The following is a 19230-nucleotide window of genomic DNA, read 5'->3' on the forward strand; positions in this document are numbered from 1 at the left end:
ATGGATTTAAGGGGTTACCTTAAATCCTTTATTTTAGATATTAAATAAAGGTAGAAAAATGGCATATTATAACCCACAGCAAGTAGTATTTAACCCAAGTCTTGGCGTAATCCAAAATGCAGGAAAAGTAGGTGGAGTTTTATACGATAGTATGAAACAATATAGAGAAGAAGAAAACAAAAGAAGACTTTTGGCGCAAAGAGATGAAGAATTAAAAGCTCGACAAGAACAAAATGAGATTAATAATGCTTTTTTAAATAATAATTTATTGCAAAAGGAAAGAGCTTTTGAGTATGCTATGGAGCAAGATAGAATAAAGAATAATTTAGCTTTACAAGAATTTAATTCGCAATCTTTTTATAGAGACATAAATAATCAAAAAACTTTATTAGAAATGCAAAGAATAGAAAACGAAATCAATGCAAAAAAACAAGAACAAAAACTATTTGACAATATAACAAATAGTAATACAACGAGACAGAATTTTACAGATAAACAGTATTTAGGGGATATTAGAACAAAAGCAGCTGCTCAGTTTTTGGATATGGCTTCTAATAGAGGAAAGACATATGATACAACCCATGGTTTTTGGAATGGTACCATAAATAGATTTTTTGGTGGATGGGGAAGCAAGAGTACTGATTTAAATAGTGCTAGTGATTTGTTTTTACAAAGAATGCTAACTGATATAATGAGAGGAGGAAAAAATGCTAAATGGAATTTAGAGAATACGCAAGCAAATTTCCCTATAAATGGCAATATTCTAGAAGCAAATAACCAAAAAGTGGCACAAGATTTAGCAGGAGAGTGGTTAGCATATGCACCAACAGCTTATAGTTTAGAATTGTCAGAAAAATTAGGAAATGCAAAAACAAACTTTCAAAGGCAAACTGCTATAGAGGAATATCAAAACAATATGGCTTTTTATAATGAATATGCCCCAAAGATTAGAGCGTTTTATTGGGATGAGAAGTATGACAAACCTAGCGAAAAAGCAATTACAGTAGAAAATCAAAAAACAAAAGAGGCTCAGCAAAATTCTCATAACTTATTAGCGTTTGCTAATAATCAAAAATTTTATGATGTGAATTTAGGAGGCTTTGAGGCACAAATTTCTGAACCTGATTCTAATGGAAATGTTATTTTAATCAACAGCGCAGGAAAAAGAAAGCAAGTAAGCTTGGAAGAACTAAGAAAAGAGGGGTTAGTAAAATGAGTATAAGAGAATTTTTAAAAGAAAAACCAAGAGAAAGTGATATTTTGGCTTTTTTGCAGCAGGATAATAAAGATAAGAATGATTATTTAGATGAGTTAAGAAATGACATAGATAAAGCAATTACACAAAATAGAAATAATATCTCAATATATAACATACAAGACCAAAATCTAACAAATCCACTCGGCCATATTAGTCAATACAAGCGAGATTTGTATGATTATGAAAATAATCAGGAAATGAATGCTGATGATTTAAGTGATTATATTTTAGATAAACAATCTCAATTTAATGCTTCTAAACCTATTTTTGCTGATGATAACGAAGTGGCGAGAAAAAGCAATCAGTTTATGAGAGATTTAGGAGATGAGCTTCAAAAATCCGGAAGAGGAAAACTTTTACAAGATAGCGATGGTTCATATTGGGTTAAAGATGTAAAAGGCAATTATGCTAAGGTTCAAGGAAGCCTAATAGGTGACTTATATCGTGGGATTAGAGATAATGGTGCTAGTGTAGCACTAGGAACAGCAGGTGCAATTGGCGGTGGTATGTTAGGTGGTGGAGTTGGTATGGTCGCTGGAGGTGCATTAGGTGCATCTTTAGGAGCTGGATATGATTATTATGGGAACACAAAAGATACAAATCAGGAAGCAAATTTAAAAGAAGCTCTTATGCTTATGGGGGAAAATGCTGGACTTTCTTTAGTTGGAGATGCAGCTTTCGCCGGAGTAGCTAAAGGTGCAAGAGCTTTAAAAAATACATACGCTATGGCAAAAACAGGGTCAGCTGTTGGCAAAGATATGATAGATGGGATAGCTGTTAAGGGAAATAATCTAAAAGAAAACATAGGGGATAGGTTTAGAAAAATAAGCCCTAATATTATAAATGATTTAGCTTCACAAGGCAGTGAAACTTCAAAAGCTTACGCAAAAGAACTAATAGAAAGTGGAAATGGAAACTATGATGATATACTACAAAAATCAAGAACTATACCTTTAGAAGTTAATCAAGGCAATGCGTTTGCAGATTTTGCAGCCAAAAAAGCTCAAAGTATGGCCAATATGTCAAAAAATAATCTTGTAAAAAATATTTCTCAAAAGAGTGCAGATGTTTTAAATACAATAAGTAAAAATATAGGCTCAAAAGAAGCAGCACTCAATCAACAAGACCTTATCAATCTTTCTTTTATAAATGGTGATTTAGCTAATATGGCAAGGAGTGTTTTAGCAAAAGACCCTAAAATATCAAATAAAGTAGCAAATTCTTTACACTTACAAGATGAGGCTATATTAAAAGAATTAAATTTGAATAATACTTCTAAAGCTGATGAGCTATATGCTTTAAGAGATGCTAGAGCAAAAAGAGCTTATAAAGAATTTGGAAAAGGACTTGATGATTTAGATAGATTAAGCTCAAATGGAATTACCATAAATAAACAAGTTTTAGTTGATGCCATAGATAATTCAGGCATTTATACAGAAGCTACACCAGCCAAAGTGAAAGAATTTATAAAAGAAGCTATGAACGGGGAATTAGATGGAAAAAGTGTAAAAGAAATTTATGATAGGATAGATGCTATAGGCAAAAAGTTAAAAGACAACTCAAGTTATAATTATAGTGGTTTTTTAAACGGCCTTAAAGATGTGTTTTTAGAAAGTATAGTAGAAAGTTCAAATAACAAGGAATTATCAAGAAATATACTTGAAAAAATAAGAAGTGATTATAAAGCTTTTAAAGTATATGATAAAAGCAAGTTAGGTGAAAAATTAAAAGGAAGCGAAAAAGATATATCAAAAGATATAGATAAAATAATCAACGAAACCAATCCAAAAAAGAATTATGAAGCTATAACAAAAGGGCTTAGTGATGATGAGATTGAAGTTTTAGATAGCCAAATAATAACTAGAGCTTTAGAAAAAAATAAAATAAATATAGGAGATACTAATAATCCCAAGTTTATAGTAAATTATAAAGCATTTATGGATAATTTTGAAAACTATAAACCTAAAAGTAAATCAGGACAGGAAAAGATTGAAGTTTTAAAAACAATAAGCGATTTGCGTACTAATTTTGAAACTATAATAGATGGCATTTTAAATTCAAAAGCAAAAGAGCTAGGACATGGAATAAGCCCTAACTTCATGGAAAGAGCTAAAACAATGTTTGTTAATAATTTTACTGATTATATAGCATTTTATTTTATGAGGCTATTGGAAGTTGGCAAAAGAGCTGGATTAAGAATACAAATGCGAAGAGGCTTTGCTAATATCAATACTTTACAAGATTTTGATAAATCAGCCAAAGAATTTATATCAAGTATTAAAGATAAAACATTAAAAGAAGAAGCACAAAACGCTAGAAAAGAATTTAATTCAAAAGTTAAAGATTTAATCAAAGGCGATAACTTTTATATGGACAAGCCTGATCCTAAGGATAGTTCTTTAAAATTTATAGGCAAAAATGGTAAAGAATATATTATAGATAAAAATGCCAGAAGCGAATGGATGAAAACTTTTAATCTTAAAAGTATTGATGATGATTATATCCCTAATATACCAAAAGAAGTAAAAATGGCTTTAAAAGATAGAGAAATAAAGCTTACTAAGGGGAGTTTATTAAAACTAGTTGAAAGAGATAGAATTAAATATATACCACATATAAAAGATACTTTAGAAAATCCACAAGTAGTCTTAAGAGATAAGGATGATTTTGTATTTATTAAAAACATAGATAGTCAAACTTATTTTACAAGCATAGGTAAAGATTATGAAACGCATTTAACTATAATTAGCAATTCGCCTAAAAAGCAAAATAATATAAGAAATAAAATGAAAAATGCTAAAGTAGTGTATTATAATAATGCGAGAGCCTTACCGACATCTAGGGCATCTTCAGAGACAAAACAAGTGTCGTTCTCTAATGGAAATTCTACCCAAGATAAACCTAAAGAAAACTTAATTGAGAAATTAAAGGAGGATAGGAAAAACAAAAAAAGCGTTAAAGAAAAACTTGATGAAAAAATCAAAAATCAAAAAGAGAGTGATGAGAATAAATGGAAAAGATTTGATAATTTTTTAAAAGAGAATAAAGACTATAGTCTTGATGTTATGGGTGATTTAGATGTTGTCACTAGAGAATTTATACTCAATGCTAAAAAAAAGACACATAAGGGTAAAAAAGCTGATATACCTGATCTAATGCGTTCTAAAATAGAAAATGAATTAAACATCAAACCTTTGAAAGAATTTGGAAAAAATTACGCAGAGTATTACCATGATGGAAAGGGTGCTTTACAAAAATTACTCATTGAAAAACAAGGACAAGTAGCAGGTGCTTTTCATAGAAAAGACTTGGGTGATATTGATTTGGTTTGGGGAGAAGTAACAGATAAGATAAAACATAAAGGCTATGGTTTAGCTCATATTATCGATAAACACCCTGATTTTTATGTAAAAATGATTGATGAGATTGTTGAGAAAGGGGAAGTAAAGAAAAGCCATAATGGATTTAATATTATATATAAAGATTATAGATTGGGGCTAAATGAAGGTTGGAACGAAAAAGGTCAAAAGATAGGTAATAACAAATGGGTTGTTACTGCTTTTGAAAAGATTTAAGAGAAAAAGCAAGAAGGTAGCAACTCTCTTGCTTTTATAAAGGGCGAGATTCTGCCCTTAAACTCTTAATTAAAATTCTAACAAACAAAGCTAAAAACAAAATTAATTGTTTTGGAAAAATTATATCATAGGCTTAAGTAGTGAATATAAAGGAAATAAAAGAACTTTTATAATTACGGCTTTTGAAAGATATAAAGGATAAAAACAACACTTCCACCGATTGTTTTTTTGCGGTTAGCTCGGACAATTTGCTAACCAACCTTTAATTAATTATAGTATAAATCTATACAATATCCCCGCACTAAGCGGGGTAACTCTCTAACTAAAGATAAAGAGCCAAATCTCCTTTATAAAGAGAAGTCTAAAACCTAACTACATAATAAGTTTCACAATTCTTTTTACTTGTGTCAATTATATCACAATTATAATAAAAAGTATATTATATATGAAAACAACAAAAATGTGTAATAAAATGTAATTTTGCATAAAACAACAAAAATGTTATTTTTAATTATTTATGTTCAATATTTATCTTATAAAAGGTTTTATGGATTTTGAAATTTCATCTAATGATAGATTTTAAGCTTATCTGATATGGTATAATAGACTTTTTCTAAAAAATTAGAAAAAGTTTTTTTAAATCAATAAAGGAATTATGATGGAAATATTTATTGTTTGGCTTGTATTTGTTACGTTAGGTATATTTTTTGCTTTATACAAGAAGAGCAATAATATTACTAATAATATTGCAAAAATTTGTATGTGGATAGCTTCTATCCCTATTTTTATATTAAATATTATATTACAGTGTATAGGATTTATTTTTATTACAATTGCTTCAATCTTCAAACTATTCTTAATATTAATAGGAAAAGATAAAGAGTAAATAAATTTATTTTCTATAGTTTTTTAAAAGTGCTTTAAAAAAATAAATTTACAAAAATATATTATTTATTTTCTCAATGTCTAGTATTTTATTTTTAATCTCATCATATGACTTACTTTTGATATAATTTTGTAGCCAGCTTTTTACCCAACGTGGAAAATCTTGCGAACTACCCCAATTATTTACTGAACTATACTGCATTCCAATTATTTGTGAAAATTCTTTTTTAGTTAAATTTGCTTGTTTTAAAAGACTGTTAAATTCATTCCTATCCATTATTTATCCTTATTTAATTGCAATATTATATAAAAACATACTTAAATAATTATTTAAACCTTGACATAATAATTAAAAAATGATAATATATAAAATATAAATACTTATATAAGTATTTATTATCAAAACAAAAAGGTAAAAAATGGAAAAATTAGCTGTAATTAATGGCGTGGGTGTAGAGTTGGAGGTAGCCAACGACCAAGTAACGACTACCTCTTTAGACATCGCGGCAGTTTTTAATAAACGCCACGATAATATTATAGCAAAAATTGAAACTTTCCCAAAGGATAGTTTCACTGACCTTAATTTTAAGGCGAGTAAATATACTGATAGCACGGGTAGAGTTTTACCTTGTTATAAAATCACTCGAGATGGCTTTTCTTTACTTGTTATGGGGTTTACAGGAGAGAAAGCTTATAAATGGAAGTTAGCTTTTATTAATGCTTTCAATGAAATGGAAAAACGCTTAAAAAACCTCGAAAAAGAACAAATGCAAAAACTAGCTTTTAGACAAAGCTTAGGTTACAAATCTCAACTAGCACAGCAAAAGCTAAAGTATGAAAATGAGATTAAAGCTTTAAAGTATGATTTAGAACATAAAAACGAGTTAAGCTTTAAAAGAAAACTTAGCGATGAAGAGTTATTAGAGCTTAGGAAATTTCTAGCAAAAGATTATGAAATAGTTTGTTTTAAAAAATGGGAGTATATGTTGTTTGCTGAAAGCATTTCAAGAAAAAACTATAAACTAGACAAAGCAAATGGTTTTTGTGTTTATAAAAGTATAGAAGAAAAGTTTAATTCTAGGCTTGATTATTATAAACATTATGATGAATATGAAGAAAAGTGGGGTAACTTATTAAGAAGGTAAAATATTTTTTAATTTATTTCAAAATATACTAGTTTTGAAATAGCCATTTTTGTCAAAATCTCCAAAAAATATCAAAGGAGATTTTAAAATGGCTTTGTCATCTATGGACTTTACCCCACCAGCAACACAAAATGTTAAATTAAAACCTAGCGTATATGAAAAGATTATACAAATAGGTGCAAGCGAGACACCACTTTTAAACAAAATAGGCACATCAAGTGTTACAAGCCCACTGTTGCATTCTTGGCTTACAGATACATTAGCAGATCCAAAGAAGAATGCTAATTTGGAATTAAGTAAATTTAATGGCGAAACAAAAAACACAACTCAAAAAACATCTAATGCAACACAAATTTTTATTACAGAAGTTTCAGTTACCACAGCTTTAATGAAAGCTAAACAATATGGTGGCAATGAGATGGAATATCAAGTTGGTAAAAAGACAAAAGAGCATAAAAGAGATATAGAATATGCTTTATTTGGATTGGGTCGTGATAGTGATGTTAAAAAATCAGTGTTTAAAGAGCATATTCAAGCGCAAAATGGTGTAAGTGGAGAAATGGCAGGATTGTTTCACTATATAGCAAAAGGAGAAACAAGCTTTAGTGGTGGAAAAAGAGGCAATGTATTAGCATTTGATGAAGCAAAAGATTGGAGCGGAACTCCTAGCTTGCTTACTGAAGATAAATTAAGTCAAATTTTACAAAGCATTTGGGATAGTGGTGCTACACCTAAAGATGTATTTTTAGGAGCTAGTTTAAAACCTGCTATTAATAAACTCGCTACTAGGATTTTTGGAAATGAGAAAAATCTAGTTGGAAATGTTATGAGTCTTGAGACAGATTTTGGAACAATCAATTTTCACTTACATAGACTATTAAGCCCTAAATATGGATTAGGTGATGTTTTAATAGCAGGTGATTTTGAGTTTATGAAACACGGGCTTTACATTCCTACTTTTATTGAAGATGTACCTACTGATGCAACAGCAAAAGCAAAAAGATTTTACACTCAAAGCACATTAGAAGTAAGAAATGCTGATGCATTTGCTATAGGTGTTGGGCTTAGTGGCGTAGAAGGTGAAGCTTTAAAGCTTAAAAAATGAAAAGTGTATTAGTTAGGGATATTATCTTAAAGAAAATGTCCAAAGAAAGAACTAGTGTTGATGATAAATTTATAAAAGCCTACATTATGGAGGCTTTTTATTATATTTGTGGCAAATGTGAGCCTAGCGTACTCACTAAAACCATAAGAGAAGATGACCAAGTGGTCTTAAGAAACACTAGAAACAATGCATTTTTGATAGTCCCTGATGAGCCAAATTTTGAAGATGAACAAGAACATTTAATGATAGATGAAAGCCTTTGCTACGCTGTTATTAATTATGTATGTTTTTTGATGAGCAAAGGCGAAAATGTAATGTATTTAAAGCTTTGCAATGAAATTATCAATGATTATATTAGTAACGATGGAAAGGAGCTTGAAAATGCACACTTGTGATACATATAAAAAATTTATCAGAGCAAAGAGTTATGATGATTATGAAAAAAGTATTACAAACTTAGATTTTATAGCTTATTTGGATACTAAAAAATGGCTTGAAACAATGGATGATTTATTGTTATTTTGCCAAAGAAGAATAAAAGATAGCGATTTTTATACAGGGGAGTAAAATGGTAAGTTTGGCTGAATTGAAAACAGGTAAAGAAAAGCTAGAATTAATTAATCAAATTTTATTAAGAATTGATACTATAGCTAGAGCTTTAGACAATACAAGACTTGATGAAATTGTCGGTTTAAAAGAGAGCGTGAATTCTTTACACGAACAAACACTAGAGCTAAAACAAGAAGTTTCAACAATGTATACTAGTTTTAGCGAAAATAAAAAAGATTTTGATACTAAATTTTCTAGTGTTAATGAAAAATTTAGCATTATGCAAGAGCGTTTTAATTTTATAGAGCAAGCTTATAATGATTTTTCAAGTTCTAAAGAAGAACTTGAGCTTATAAAAGGCTTTATAGAAGAAAATAAACCTGTATTTGAAAGTTTAAAAGATGATTTATCTAAATATGAAAGTATGAAGATAGATCTAGAAGCCATTATCGCAGAAGCTACAAATAATACAAAATTATCAAAAGAATATTTTGAATTAAGCTCAAAAATAAAAGATGATATTTTAAGAGAATTAGAACATTGCAAAGATTTGGTGCAAGAGTTAAACTATAGTGCTGATGAGCTTAGGGGACTAAAGCCAGAGCTTTTGCAGATAAAAAAAGAAGTAAACGAGCTTTCATCGCAAGCTAGTAAAATAGTTTTAGATGCAAGCGAAATTATAAAAAATAAAATAAATACTATCTTTTTTGAAAATCAAAGATTAAATCAAGAAATGATAGATAGTGTCAAAAAATTGGAGGAAATAAAATATGATGTTGGCATAAAGTATAAAGAAATAATACAAGCTTATAATCTTTTACTAGAAACCAAAGAGAGTTTAGAAGAGTTAAAAGAAGTTATTGCTTTATACAAAGAATTTGAAAACGACATTAAATCATATTCAGAGCTTATAAAAAATTTCAAAGAACAAATTGCAAATTTAGGAAGTGATTTAGAAAATAAAGCACAAGGCTTACACGAAGCTTTAGAGGCAAAAGGTGAGCAAATAATCTCATCTATAGAAATAGTAAAAAATGAAGCTATTGTTAAATTTGATGAGCTTGTTGCAAAATGTGAAGGATATAAAATACATTTTGAGCAAAGTTATGATAGGTTCAATCAAAGAGCTTTAATGGCTAATGAAGATTTGGGAAGATTGGCTGAAGTTGCTAAAAAAGAGCTAGGCAATGATAAATTAATCTATGAGACAGAATTAAAAGCTTTGCGTGATAGCACTATCGAAGCTATGGAAGAAATTTATCAAAAAATGTGCGATGATGCAACAGGTATAGTTTCCAATATAGAAGAAAGAGAAAGTAATTTTAGAGAATATATAGAAACATCAAAAGCTTTGATTGATAATTTAACTCAAATTTTTATCACTACTTACCAAGGGTATAAAAATGAATTTGATGTTTTTGTAAATAATCATTTGCAAAATTTACATGCTCAAAAAGAAGAATATAAACAAGAACTTGATGTAAAAAAAGAAGAATGTAAAGTCGAACTTGATGCAAAAAAAGATGAGTGTTTGGAAGAGATAGATGCAAAGGCTATTGATTATGATATAGTGAGTATAAAAGAAGATGTTGTAAATTTGAAGCCTAGGGTTGAGGCTTTAGAGCTTGACAAGGCAAACAAAGATGCTAAGATTGATATACTAGAAAACACTATTAATGCTAATACTCAAAAAATAGAACAAACAAAAGAAGAGCTTTTAGAAAATGTAGAAACTACAGAGCAAAAATTACAAAAAGAAATAACAAATATTAACGAACAACTAAAAACAAAAGTTTCTATAGAAGGAAACAAGACAATAAACGGAAATATAACTTTAAGTGGCGCTTTAACGGCAAATGGAACTACTAATTTAAATGGAAATACTACTTTTAAGCTTATTCCAAATTGTGCAGTTAATCCAACAGCTGATAATCATTTGACTAGAAAGTGGTATGTAGATTATGGTGGTGGTATTAAAAATTTAGGAACAGTAGGTTCAACAAACATAGACTTAAGACAAGCTCAACATTTTATTTTAACAGCAAATGCAAATACAGAGTTGGGCATAGCTAATTGGGGCGGGGCAGGTAAAAGTGGAACCATAACCATAAATAATTGTCAAAACATAAAATCTTTTAAAGCACCATTTAAATTTAGAATAGCACAAAGTGGTTTTAGTGGAACTGAGACCTTTGCTTATTTTTGCATAGCAGCAAATAACATCAGATTAGTAAGGTCTTAATATGACACATTTATTATTAGCATCTTCAAACAATATTGAAGAAAATTTAAAAATAGAGCGCGGTGAATTTGTAAATCTCCAGCAAATAATTTCTACTCATAGACTTCTTGATTATAAAATAGTTTTAAGACTTTCTAAAATTAAAGCGCATATCGCTGACAAAATTGTAGGAGTTGTAAATAGTGGTTCAACTAGAGTGCCTGTTTTTCCGTTTAGAGAAGGCAAATTGGATGCTGAATTTAGCAAAAAAAATAATTTTGAATTTGAGATGTATTTGGCGGAAGGTTACGATCCAAGAAGCATAAGTAATTCTTGGTTTGATATTGCGAAAGTCAAGTCAGTATAAAGGAGGAAAGATGTTTTACAAAATAAATGAAAAAACTTTTTTTTATGAGGATGTGTATTTAAAAAAAGTTATTATTAAAGTAGATGAGGAAGAATTAGAAGGAGAAGATACTTATTTTTTAAGTAAATTAAATGATGATGAGCTTAAAGCTCTTGGTTTTGCTAGAGTAAGTGAGGAAGAATTGCCAAGTTTTGATGAAAAAAGCCAAGAACTTGTTAGAAAAGAAGAATTTGATGAGCTAAGTAATATCTTTCATATAAAATATGAAGTACGCCAAAAAAGTTTAGAAGAACTAAAAACAATTAAGCTTGATGAAATAAGAGCTAAAAGAGATGAAGCTTTAGAAAGCGGACTTATTTATAATGAGCATACTTTCCAAACAAGAGAAAAAGACAAGCTTAATATCAATGGAGCTGTAACTAATTTAATGCTTGATATAAGTGGGACTAACTCAATCTCTGAAATCATTTGGATTGATATCAATGATGAAAAAGTAACTTTTACACCTCAAGATTTTTTAAAATTTGCTTCAATGGTGGCTTATCATACCCAAGAAATTACATTTAAAGCAAATGCATTAAAAGAAAGAATAGAGCAAACTAAATCTGAGCAAGATTTAGAAGCTATTGCTTGGGAGGAATGATGAATTACACTCAACAAGGAATTGAATTAGCTCAGCTTAGCACTCCTGCTTTACTAGGTGTTATTGTTATAGTTTTGGCTTATATAGTAATAAATTTATATAAAAAAATAAACCATGAAAATCAAGAAAAAGTAAAAGAGCTAATTTTGTTATCAAAAGAAACAAATAAATTAATTAGCGAACAAATCAACACTTCAAAAGCTTCAAGTGAGATTTTAGTGAAATTTATAGAAAGTCATTGTCAAAAAACACATGAAAAATTATTGGAAATTGAAGATGATATTAAGGATATGAATATAAAGCTAAGCCATATCTCACATATTAGAAACAACGAATTATCTAAGATTTATAAAGGAAATAATAATGCATAGAGTTATAGTTAAACCTTTTGGCAAAGATAGATTTGAAGTTGTAAAAGAATTTGAAGTTAGTTTGTGTGGTTTAAATTTTATCGTGCCAAAAGGTTTTATTAGTGATGGTGCTTCAGTGCCACGCATTTTTTGGAGTATTTATCCTCCATATAAAAGTGAGTATTTTAGTGCTAGCATCGTGCATGATTATTTATGCCAAAAAGCATATTCAAAAGATGATTATAAGCTAGCAGATAAAGTTTTAAAAGAAGCTATGAGTGAGCTTGGTTGCTCTAAAGTAAAGACTTTTATTTTTTATCATGCGTGTAATACATTCCATGTGGTTAAATGTTTTTTGAAAGGAATAAAATGAGTTTAGAACAAGTTATTCAAACACAAAATGAAAGCTTAAATGAGCTTAAAAACAAAATGGAAAAATTGGTGCAATTTTATGAAAATGGTAAGATAGATAAAGAAGAATTGATAAAAATCATAAATGAAGAGCTAGATAAGATAAATCTAGATGATAGTATAAAAGATGGTATTTTATCTTATATTACAGAAAATCAAGCTAGTTTAAAAGGCGAAAAAGGCGATGCATTTACTTATGAAGATTTTACGCCTGAGCAACTTCAAAGTTTAAAAGGCGATAGTGGAGCCAAAGGAGAAGATGGAAAAAGTGCTTATGAACTTTGGCTTAACAAAGAAGGTAATGCAGGAAAAAGCGAAGATGATTTTTTAGCTTCTTTAAAGGGTGAAAAAGGAGACAAAGGCGATAGTGGTAGTTCTAATTTAAAACAAATACAAATTATTGATGGTAAAAAACTTAAAGTAGAATTTAGCACTAAACAAGCAAGCTCAGCTTGGCCTTTAAAAACTTTAACTCTTTCAAGACTTGGTATAAAATTAGCAGGAGATGATGAGTTTTTAAAGATTAATGCTTTAGAATTTATCAATAATTCTAACAATAATCTTTTACTAGGCAATATAGAAAATGAAACACTAAACAAAGCAACAAATGAATATGCTAACACTTTACCTGCTGAATTTAGTTTAGAAAATGCTAATACTGAAAGTTTGAGTTCTTTTGCTAAAGTGAAAATTACTTCTAATGGAGCCTATGAGTATAACAATCGCTACACTCCATATTATGCCTTTAGAGAATATGATAAAACAGCTATTAGTGTATTTTTAGCAAAAGATGGATTAAAAGATCCTTTCTATACTATAGAAGCAGAGTTATCTAAACCTATAAAAGAATTTAAATTCACTCCTTGGGGGTATGGCGTGGGTGGAAACTTCTTTAGTGAAAATCTAAATATTAAAATCTACATAGATGATGTGCTTTTTAAAGAATTTAACTCTTCAAATCCAAGTAGTAAAGAAATAGATACAGATTTTACTATTAGCTTTAATATACAAGGAGATAAGCTTATTTATGATGAGTTTGAGGATAAATTAAATGAAAGATTTAGAGAACTAGAAAATAAAATAATATCTTTAGGCGCAAAAGCACAATCAAGTTTTTTAAATGAAATAAAACAAAACAAAGGAGAATAAATGAAATTAAAATTAACTAGAAAGTATTTAAGAAATACTTGTGTCATAGGAGAGTTTAAAGTCTTAGATGAAAAAGAAAATATTCTTTTTGAGTGTTTTTCTTTGGAAGAAGATGAAGAAGGTGTTGAAAGAGAAAAAGACTTAAGAGTTCCTGCGGGAGTTTATAATCTAAAAAGACACACATCATCAAGTTTTAATGATAAAGGTAAAAGGGTAGTAGCAGGAGTTAAAGTTTTAAACGATGATGATAGCGTTGTAAATATCTACAACGATGATGTGCCTTTTGATAGACACATTTTAATCCATTGGGGAAATACAGACAAAAATACAAAAGGTTGTATTTTACTAGGTTTAACTAAGAGTGATGAAAGTATAGGTCAAAGCAGACAAGCTTGTAAAAAATTATATGACTTGCTATATCAACAAGATTTATCAAATATAAAATTAGAAATCACAAACAAATTTTAGAAAGGAGTAAGTTTAGAGTAGGTTACCACATAATCCCCCTAAAAAAGGGGATAAGGTTAATAAGCCTTGACTATAATCATACTTAGTAGTATAATTATAAAGATTATGTGGATTATATAGCTCAAATTTAATCACCTACTTTCTAGGGTTAGATTAAGCCATAGGGGGTCAGACCTACGGCTAACCCTTGAAAGTATTATACAAAAACCTACTTTAAACTATAAACAATATGTCATTTTTATTTAAAAGCACAAAGCTTTATATTGCTTTAGCTCTAATGGCAATCTTAGCAGGATATTTTTATCTAAGACTTGATAGCACAAACGCAAAATTAGAAAAAAGTCAAAGTGATTTAAATTTAGCTTTGGGTGTAAATAATGAACTCACAAGGATTACTAGAGAGCTTAAAATAAGACACAAGCAAGAACTAAAAGCACTCTTTCATGCAAATACTCAAAAAAATCAAATCAAAACAAGGGTTGATGATGTTAAAAACTATATATCCAAAAGCAATGAAACTAATACCACTAAGCTTTTTAATGTTATGCTTGATAGGCTGTGGGAGCAAAACACAAGTATTAACCAAAATACAAATTCAAAAAGTGCAAATACCAAATGAGCTTTTAGAATTTGATAGAGCAAGCAAACCTATAGTGCAAAATGAAAAAGATATATTAAAAGCTTATAGTGAGCTTTTTTATCACTATAAGCAATGTGAGATCAATATAGATAAAATTAAGGAGTTGAATGATGAATTATGAGCAAAGATTAAGTCAATTTAAAAAAATATATCCCGAAATTCTAGAGTTAAGCTTGGCGGAAAAATCCCCATTTGGAGAATTAAAAAAGATATTAGATGATAGCATAAAAAATGATGTTATTAAAAATGAAGAGCAGTTTAAAACTTTAGCGAATGCATTATCTTTAGTAGGCCAAAGCATAGTAGCACAAAGCCAAGTAACATCTCTTAATATGATTTTGCAAGGCGATGAAAATGAAGTTAATTTTTATGCTAATGAGTTAAAAAAAGCACAAACTGATTTGGTTATAAGACAGACTAAGCAAATAGATGATGATGTTGAATTGAAAGAGCAGGGGCTTGATATTGAAAGAAATATTTCCATAGAGAAAATTAATTTATTAAAAGCACAAACGGAAACAGAAAAGAAAAAACCAGCACTTATAGTTAGACAACAAGAACAAATAGATGATATGTTAAGAATAGAAATGGCAAAAGTTGCACAAGGATATAGTTTTGGGCTAAGCGCAGGTGGGCTTGAAATACCAAAAGAGTTGGAAGCTTGGGTAAGAGAAAAAATTGAAAATATAGAAAAATGATTGATAAAAAATATAGAACTCCAAAATATTTTTTAAGAGCTAAATATCCACAGAATGCAAATGACATAGGATATGTGGAATGTTATCAAGCTTGGTTTTTATACGGAACTACCTTTGTGCATAAATATGTAGAGCTTTTACATAAACAATTAATAAGAAAAGGTAGGGCTGTAAAAACAAGAATTTATCACCCGCTCTTTCCAAATTCCTATGGAATTGATTTTTATGATATTAAAAGTCCTTCTAGAGCTCCATATAATTACCATAATAGTGGGGATTTGGGGTTAAATCAGTTTTTTGTAGGTCAAAACCCTTATGAGTGGTATAGAGGAGATCCTGGAGATAAAAGTGGAATATATCATGATACTTGTCAAATTATAAGGAAAAGACAAAATTTAAGCTTGTTTAACTTTGATTTTCATGGAAAAAATGTTGTTGCAAACCCTAGCTATCTTTTAAAATACAAAGAAGAGCTAAAGAATTTCTATTATTTATATAATAGAATAACTTTTGATAAGTTGCACGGTTTTTATAATGCTTTATTGCTTGTTGGTAAAGTTTATGACAAAGATGCTGGAAAATATATATTAATATTTGAGAAGCCAAAATATATTTTTGTAAAATCTAATATAATTAACAATGAGCTTGTAAAACCTAATTTTATTTTACCGGATAAAGACAAATTTAAGCCAAGCTTAGTAGAGAGTGAAGATGGTAGATATTACAATTTAAGACCATATTATGATGAGTTCTTGAGATTAAATAAAAATGTATTTATTGTACCTGAAAAAATATCTAATATTGATTTTTTAAGTGCATTTAACAATAACATCAATGTTTCTAAATTAGGCGATATATTTCACCCTCTAGCCTTTCTTTCTAATTTAAATAATATAGCTTATCAAGAGCCTGTTGTTTTGAGAAGTCAGAATAGTCTTTTTAATAAAAATATTTCATTGATGCCTTGTTATAATAATGAAAGCAATATGCCTTATGGAAGAAAAGATAGATGGTTTATTTTATGGGATAGCATGTATGATCTTTATGTGAAAGAGGATAAGGAGTGGTGGGAGTTTATAATAGCTCCTGTTGTTTCTGCTGTGATTGTTTTTATTAGTTTTTATACAGGTGGAGTTATAGGTGGAGCTTTGGGCGGTATGATAGGCGGAGCTTCGGCTACAATTATAACAAATATAACAATCGCGCTTAGTACGCTTGGAGGTGTTATAGATGCATTAAGTTTTTTAGGCATAGTAGATAATGGAAGTTCTTTAGCTAAAATAAATAAAGTTTTAAAATTGGTTTTAGCCGTTGCAGGATTGGTAAGTGCTGGGTATAAAATAGGAGTTGATATTAATAGTGCAATTTCTAATCAAACCCCTATAGTTGATGTTTTAATTAATAAAGATGCTACATCTTCAGATATTATAGGTTATATTAGTGATATATTTTTAAGCTCTAATTTAAAAGAAGCTAGTTTGCCTTTAGATGAAAATAGTGATATTGATGAGCATGTTTTTTTTGGAGAGGCTTCAAAGGAAGATGTTGAAATGGTAACTAAAAATCTACTAAATGAAAACTGGTATAGTTTTGACACCTTAGATATTTTAAATGAAAAAGATGTTGAGATATAATTTAGATAATTAAGTTTTGTCTAATATATTTTAAAGTATCTTTTAAAAAAATAAAATCCGTTCCTAGAAGATTATACCCATTTTATACCTATTTGTGAATTTTTGGTATAAAATGTCTATAAATAAGCTATTTTATAGCATAGTTCAAACCTTGCTGGGGACACCATTTAAGGAAAAAGATGTTTCATATAGTCTTAGTTGAACCTCGCATACCGCAAAATACAGGAAGCATAGGTAGAATGTGTTTTAACGCAGGATTTACTTTACATATTATCAATCCACTTTTTAGTATTGATGAAAAGGCGGTTAAAAGAGCAGGGCTTGATTATTGGAAAAAGTTAAATCCTTTGTTATGGAATAATTTAGAAGATTTTTTAAAAAAATATGAAAAATTTCAAGATAGATTTTTCTTTGCAACAACTAAAACCACTCAAACTTACTTTGATGTAAATTACCAAAAAGGCGATTTTTTGTTTTTTGGAAGTGAAAGTTTTGGTTTGCCTATGGATTTAATGCAAAAAAAATGGGAAAATGCTATTACTATACCGATGAAAGATTGTGGCAGAAGTTTGAATTTAGCTACAAGTGTGGGTATAGTGAGCTATGAGGCTTTGAGGCAAAATTTTGCCTCTTTTGAAAAATTTTAATGATTTAAAACTTGATTTAAAAATTCTTTCAATCTTTCATTTTTTGGATTTTCAAATGCTATTTTAGGACATTCATCTACTGCTATAATGCCTTTATCCATAAAGAAAATTCGATTGGCTACATTTCTTGCAAAGCCCATTTCATGGGTAACTACAAGCATGGTTAGACCTTCTTTAGCTACTTCTTTCATGATGTTTAAAACTTCACCTATCATTTCAGGATCTAGTGCTGAAGTTGGCTCATCAAATAAGATCACATCAGGATTCATCATCAATGATCTTGCTATGGCAATACGCTGTTTTTGTCCACCTGAAAGCTTGTGAGGAAAATAGCTTTCTTTATCACTTAAGCCAACTTTTTTGAGTAATTCTCGTGCTTTTTTTACTGCTTCATCTTTGCTCATGATTTTAGTTTGTACTGGTGCTAAGCATAAATTTTCTAAAACATTTTTATTATTAAAAAGATTAAAATGTTGAAATACCATGCTTACTTTTTGACGAATTTTATTGATATCTGTTTTTTTATCAAGTATATTAGTGTTATTGATATAAATATCACCGCTATCTGGTGTTTCAAGTTTGTTTAAACAGCGTAAAAAAGTACTTTTTCCACCCCCACTAGGCCCTATAATAGCAATAATATCGCCTTTATGTACTTCAACGCTAATATCTTTTAAAACTTCTAAATCTCCGTATTTTTTAATCAAATTTTCTATTTTAATCATGTTTATTTAATCTCACTTCTATCAATCTTGCAATGAGTGTTAAAATTTTAACACTTATATAATACACAAGTCCTGTAAAAATAATAGGTTTAGGATTATAATAGATTGCTTGTAAGCTTTTACTTTGCATGGTAATATCCATAACGCTAATATAACCTACTATTGAAGTTTCTTTAAATAAAGAAATAAATTCATTCATTAAAGAAGGTAAAATATTTTTAATTGCTTGTGGAAAGATGATTAATCGCATAGAGGCAGAGTAATTAAGCCCCATTGCTCTTGCTGCTTCCATTTGTCCTTTATCTACACTTTGAATTCCACTTCTTACGATTTCAGCTACATAAGCAGAGCTATTAAGCCCAAGTGCGATAATAGCTACATAAAAATTATCACTCCAAGTAGCAAAAATCACTACTGAGAAAATTAAAAGTTGTAAAAGCAGAGGGGTTCCGCGTATAATGTCTATGTATTCATCTATAATAAAATTTAAACTTTGAATTTCTAAAAATCTTAAAAATGCTAGGAAAAAACCAAGTGCTATTCCTATTAAAATTCCACCCACTGTTAAACCAAGTGTTGTGAAATAACTATGAACATAAGCTTTGGCTTCTATTGTATAAGCATATTCACCTGTGGCTAAACCATTTTGATCTTTAACTTGTAAAATTTCAATAGGAAATGAAAAATAAGCCCAAAAAACAATAATGGCAAAAAATACAAAAATTTTCATCGTATTTTGTTTCAACTTACGCACCTTGTA

General features: G+C 29.2%; 22 protein-coding genes. 19 read left to right on the plus strand and 3 right to left on the minus strand.

From position 1 onward, the window contains the following. The first annotated feature begins 58 nt into the window (after window positions 1–58). The 3 genes from CAMP5060_RS01370 to CAMP5060_RS01380 all read left to right on the plus strand — a co-directional run bounded on the left by CAMP5060_RS01370 (window position 59) and on the right by CAMP5060_RS01380 (window position 5719). Window positions 59–1216, plus strand: a complete 1158-nt coding sequence (locus tag CAMP5060_RS01370) for a hypothetical protein (protein WP_337217769.1) — start codon at window positions 59–61, stop codon at window positions 1214–1216. Then, window positions 1213–4833, plus strand: a complete 3621-nt coding sequence (locus CAMP5060_RS01375) for a PBECR2 nuclease fold domain-containing protein (RefSeq protein WP_337217770.1) — start codon at window positions 1213–1215, stop codon at window positions 4831–4833. The genes CAMP5060_RS01370 and CAMP5060_RS01375 overlap by 4 nt, the downstream gene beginning before the upstream one ends. Window positions 4834–5491: 658 nt before the next feature. Then, a complete protein-coding gene (locus CAMP5060_RS01380) occupies window positions 5492–5719 on the plus strand; it encodes a hypothetical protein (protein ID WP_337217771.1) in 228 nt (75 codons plus the stop codon). 48 nt (window positions 5720–5767) lie between these two features. On the opposite strand, the gene CAMP5060_RS01385 is transcribed toward CAMP5060_RS01380, so the two are convergent. Beyond that, window positions 5768–5995: a hypothetical protein gene (locus tag CAMP5060_RS01385; protein WP_002863613.1), complete on the minus strand. Its 228-nt coding sequence runs from the start codon at window positions 5993–5995 to the stop codon at window positions 5768–5770. A gap of 142 nt (window positions 5996–6137) precedes the next feature. Here CAMP5060_RS01385 and CAMP5060_RS01390 point away from each other — a divergent pair, with 142 nt between their 5' ends. The 16 genes from CAMP5060_RS01390 (at window position 6138) to CAMP5060_RS01465 (ending at window position 17745) form a co-directional block, all read left to right on the plus strand. Continuing rightward, window positions 6138–6863, plus strand: a complete 726-nt coding sequence (locus tag CAMP5060_RS01390; protein WP_337217772.1) for a Rha family transcriptional regulator — start codon at window positions 6138–6140, stop codon at window positions 6861–6863. An 88-nt stretch (window positions 6864–6951) separates the two neighbouring features. Further along, window positions 6952–7968 carry a DUF5309 domain-containing protein gene (locus CAMP5060_RS01395; protein WP_257941563.1) on the plus strand — a complete coding sequence of 339 codons (1017 nt, stop codon included), beginning with the start codon at window positions 6952–6954 and terminating at the stop codon, window positions 7966–7968. Then, a complete protein-coding gene (locus CAMP5060_RS01400; RefSeq protein WP_039625773.1) occupies window positions 7965–8363 on the plus strand; it encodes a hypothetical protein in 399 nt (132 codons plus the stop codon). The genes CAMP5060_RS01395 and CAMP5060_RS01400 overlap by 4 nt, the downstream gene beginning before the upstream one ends. Continuing rightward, a complete protein-coding gene (locus CAMP5060_RS01405) occupies window positions 8350–8535 on the plus strand; it encodes a hypothetical protein (RefSeq protein WP_337217773.1) in 186 nt (61 codons plus the stop codon). The genes CAMP5060_RS01400 and CAMP5060_RS01405 overlap by 14 nt, the downstream gene beginning before the upstream one ends. Window position 8536: 1 nt before the next feature. After that, on the plus strand, window positions 8537–10759 hold the full coding sequence (locus tag CAMP5060_RS01410; protein ID WP_337217774.1) for a hypothetical protein: 2223 nt from the start codon (window positions 8537–8539) through the stop codon (window positions 10757–10759). 1 nt (window position 10760) lies between these two features. After that, window positions 10761–11105 carry a hypothetical protein gene (locus CAMP5060_RS01415; RefSeq protein WP_337217775.1) on the plus strand — a complete coding sequence of 115 codons (345 nt, stop codon included), beginning with the start codon at window positions 10761–10763 and terminating at the stop codon, window positions 11103–11105. 10 nt (window positions 11106–11115) lie between these two features. Beyond that, window positions 11116–11748, plus strand: a complete 633-nt coding sequence (locus CAMP5060_RS01420; protein ID WP_337217776.1) for a DUF4376 domain-containing protein — start codon at window positions 11116–11118, stop codon at window positions 11746–11748. Beyond that, window positions 11748–12119, plus strand: a complete 372-nt coding sequence (locus tag CAMP5060_RS01425) for a hypothetical protein (protein WP_240390394.1) — start codon at window positions 11748–11750, stop codon at window positions 12117–12119. Before CAMP5060_RS01420 ends, CAMP5060_RS01425 begins: the two co-directional genes overlap by 1 nt. Further along, the gene (locus CAMP5060_RS01430) at window positions 12112–12471 is read left to right on the plus strand and encodes a DUF1353 domain-containing protein (RefSeq protein WP_442863342.1); all 360 of its coding nucleotides are present in this window, start codon (window positions 12112–12114) and stop codon (window positions 12469–12471) included. The genes CAMP5060_RS01425 and CAMP5060_RS01430 overlap by 8 nt, the downstream gene beginning before the upstream one ends. After that, window positions 12468–13658 (plus strand): hypothetical protein, encoded by a 1191-nt coding sequence (locus tag CAMP5060_RS01435; protein ID WP_337217777.1) that lies wholly within the window; start codon window positions 12468–12470, stop codon window positions 13656–13658. The genes CAMP5060_RS01430 and CAMP5060_RS01435 overlap by 4 nt, the downstream gene beginning before the upstream one ends. Then, window positions 13659–14126, plus strand: coding sequence for a DUF5675 family protein (locus CAMP5060_RS01440; RefSeq protein WP_337217778.1), 468 nt, complete (start codon window positions 13659–13661; stop codon window positions 14124–14126). Window positions 14127–14355: 229 nt separating this feature from the next. Then, window positions 14356–14745 carry a hypothetical protein gene (locus CAMP5060_RS01445; RefSeq protein WP_337217779.1) on the plus strand — a complete coding sequence of 130 codons (390 nt, stop codon included), beginning with the start codon at window positions 14356–14358 and terminating at the stop codon, window positions 14743–14745. Next, window positions 14729–14887 (plus strand): hypothetical protein, encoded by a 159-nt coding sequence (locus CAMP5060_RS01450; protein ID WP_442863343.1) that lies wholly within the window; start codon window positions 14729–14731, stop codon window positions 14885–14887. The genes CAMP5060_RS01445 and CAMP5060_RS01450 overlap by 17 nt, the downstream gene beginning before the upstream one ends. Continuing rightward, entirely contained in the window at window positions 14874–15464 is a 591-nt protein-coding gene (locus CAMP5060_RS01455) for a hypothetical protein (RefSeq protein ID WP_337217781.1), read from the plus strand. The genes CAMP5060_RS01450 and CAMP5060_RS01455 overlap by 14 nt, the downstream gene beginning before the upstream one ends. Next, window positions 15461–17098: a hypothetical protein gene (locus CAMP5060_RS01460; RefSeq protein WP_337217782.1), complete on the plus strand. Its 1638-nt coding sequence runs from the start codon at window positions 15461–15463 to the stop codon at window positions 17096–17098. The genes CAMP5060_RS01455 and CAMP5060_RS01460 overlap by 4 nt, the downstream gene beginning before the upstream one ends. A gap of 179 nt (window positions 17099–17277) precedes the next feature. Beyond that, window positions 17278–17745 carry a tRNA (cytidine(34)-2'-O)-methyltransferase gene (locus tag CAMP5060_RS01465; protein WP_214126177.1) on the plus strand — a complete coding sequence of 156 codons (468 nt, stop codon included), beginning with the start codon at window positions 17278–17280 and terminating at the stop codon, window positions 17743–17745. On the opposite strand, the gene CAMP5060_RS01470 is transcribed toward CAMP5060_RS01465, so the two are convergent. Together CAMP5060_RS01470 and CAMP5060_RS01475 are read right to left on the minus strand one after the other, a co-directional pair. Beyond that, entirely contained in the window at window positions 17742–18470 is a 729-nt protein-coding gene (locus tag CAMP5060_RS01470) for an ATP-binding cassette domain-containing protein (protein WP_087700533.1), read from the minus strand. The genes CAMP5060_RS01465 and CAMP5060_RS01470 overlap by 4 nt on opposite strands. Further along, on the minus strand, window positions 18463–19215 hold the full coding sequence (locus CAMP5060_RS01475) for an amino acid ABC transporter permease (protein WP_087700534.1): 753 nt from the start codon (window positions 19213–19215) through the stop codon (window positions 18463–18465). Before CAMP5060_RS01475 ends, CAMP5060_RS01470 begins: the two co-directional genes overlap by 8 nt. Window positions 19216–19230 lie beyond the last annotated feature (15 nt).

It is taken from the genome of Campylobacter sp. 1569 (assembly GCF_024723675.1).
Taxonomy (GTDB): domain Bacteria; phylum Campylobacterota; class Campylobacteria; order Campylobacterales; family Campylobacteraceae; genus Campylobacter_D; species Campylobacter_D jejuni_C.

Bases quoted from the DNA above. Each gene is read 5' to 3' on its own strand.
- CAMP5060_RS01370 (WP_337217769.1), top strand. From the start codon at position 59: ATGGCATATTATAACCCACAGCAAGTAGTATTTAACCCAAGTCTTGGC.
- CAMP5060_RS01375 (WP_337217770.1), top strand. From the start codon at position 1,213: ATGAGTATAAGAGAATTTTTAAAAGAAAAACCAAGAGAAAGTGATATT.
- CAMP5060_RS01380 (WP_337217771.1), top strand. From the start codon at position 5,492: ATGGAAATATTTATTGTTTGGCTTGTATTTGTTACGTTAGGTATATTT.
- CAMP5060_RS01385 (WP_002863613.1), bottom strand. From the start codon at position 5,995: ATGGATAGGAATGAATTTAACAGTCTTTTAAAACAAGCAAATTTAACT.
- CAMP5060_RS01390 (WP_337217772.1), top strand. From the start codon at position 6,138: ATGGAAAAATTAGCTGTAATTAATGGCGTGGGTGTAGAGTTGGAGGTA.
- CAMP5060_RS01395 (WP_257941563.1), top strand. From the start codon at position 6,952: ATGGCTTTGTCATCTATGGACTTTACCCCACCAGCAACACAAAATGTT.
- CAMP5060_RS01400 (WP_039625773.1), top strand. From the start codon at position 7,965: ATGAAAAGTGTATTAGTTAGGGATATTATCTTAAAGAAAATGTCCAAA.
- CAMP5060_RS01405 (WP_337217773.1), top strand. From the start codon at position 8,350: ATGCACACTTGTGATACATATAAAAAATTTATCAGAGCAAAGAGTTAT.
- CAMP5060_RS01410 (WP_337217774.1), top strand. From the start codon at position 8,537: ATGGTAAGTTTGGCTGAATTGAAAACAGGTAAAGAAAAGCTAGAATTA.
- CAMP5060_RS01415 (WP_337217775.1), top strand. From the start codon at position 10,761: ATGACACATTTATTATTAGCATCTTCAAACAATATTGAAGAAAATTTA.
- CAMP5060_RS01420 (WP_337217776.1), top strand. From the start codon at position 11,116: ATGTTTTACAAAATAAATGAAAAAACTTTTTTTTATGAGGATGTGTAT.
- CAMP5060_RS01425 (WP_240390394.1), top strand. From the start codon at position 11,748: ATGAATTACACTCAACAAGGAATTGAATTAGCTCAGCTTAGCACTCCT.
- CAMP5060_RS01430 (WP_442863342.1), top strand. From the start codon at position 12,112: ATGCATAGAGTTATAGTTAAACCTTTTGGCAAAGATAGATTTGAAGTT.
- CAMP5060_RS01435 (WP_337217777.1), top strand. From the start codon at position 12,468: ATGAGTTTAGAACAAGTTATTCAAACACAAAATGAAAGCTTAAATGAG.
- CAMP5060_RS01440 (WP_337217778.1), top strand. From the start codon at position 13,659: ATGAAATTAAAATTAACTAGAAAGTATTTAAGAAATACTTGTGTCATA.
- CAMP5060_RS01445 (WP_337217779.1), top strand. From the start codon at position 14,356: ATGTCATTTTTATTTAAAAGCACAAAGCTTTATATTGCTTTAGCTCTA.
- CAMP5060_RS01455 (WP_337217781.1), top strand. From the start codon at position 14,874: ATGATGAATTATGAGCAAAGATTAAGTCAATTTAAAAAAATATATCCC.
- CAMP5060_RS01460 (WP_337217782.1), top strand. From the start codon at position 15,461: ATGATTGATAAAAAATATAGAACTCCAAAATATTTTTTAAGAGCTAAA.
- CAMP5060_RS01465 (WP_214126177.1), top strand. From the start codon at position 17,278: ATGTTTCATATAGTCTTAGTTGAACCTCGCATACCGCAAAATACAGGA.
- CAMP5060_RS01470 (WP_087700533.1), bottom strand. From the start codon at position 18,470: ATGATTAAAATAGAAAATTTGATTAAAAAATACGGAGATTTAGAAGTT.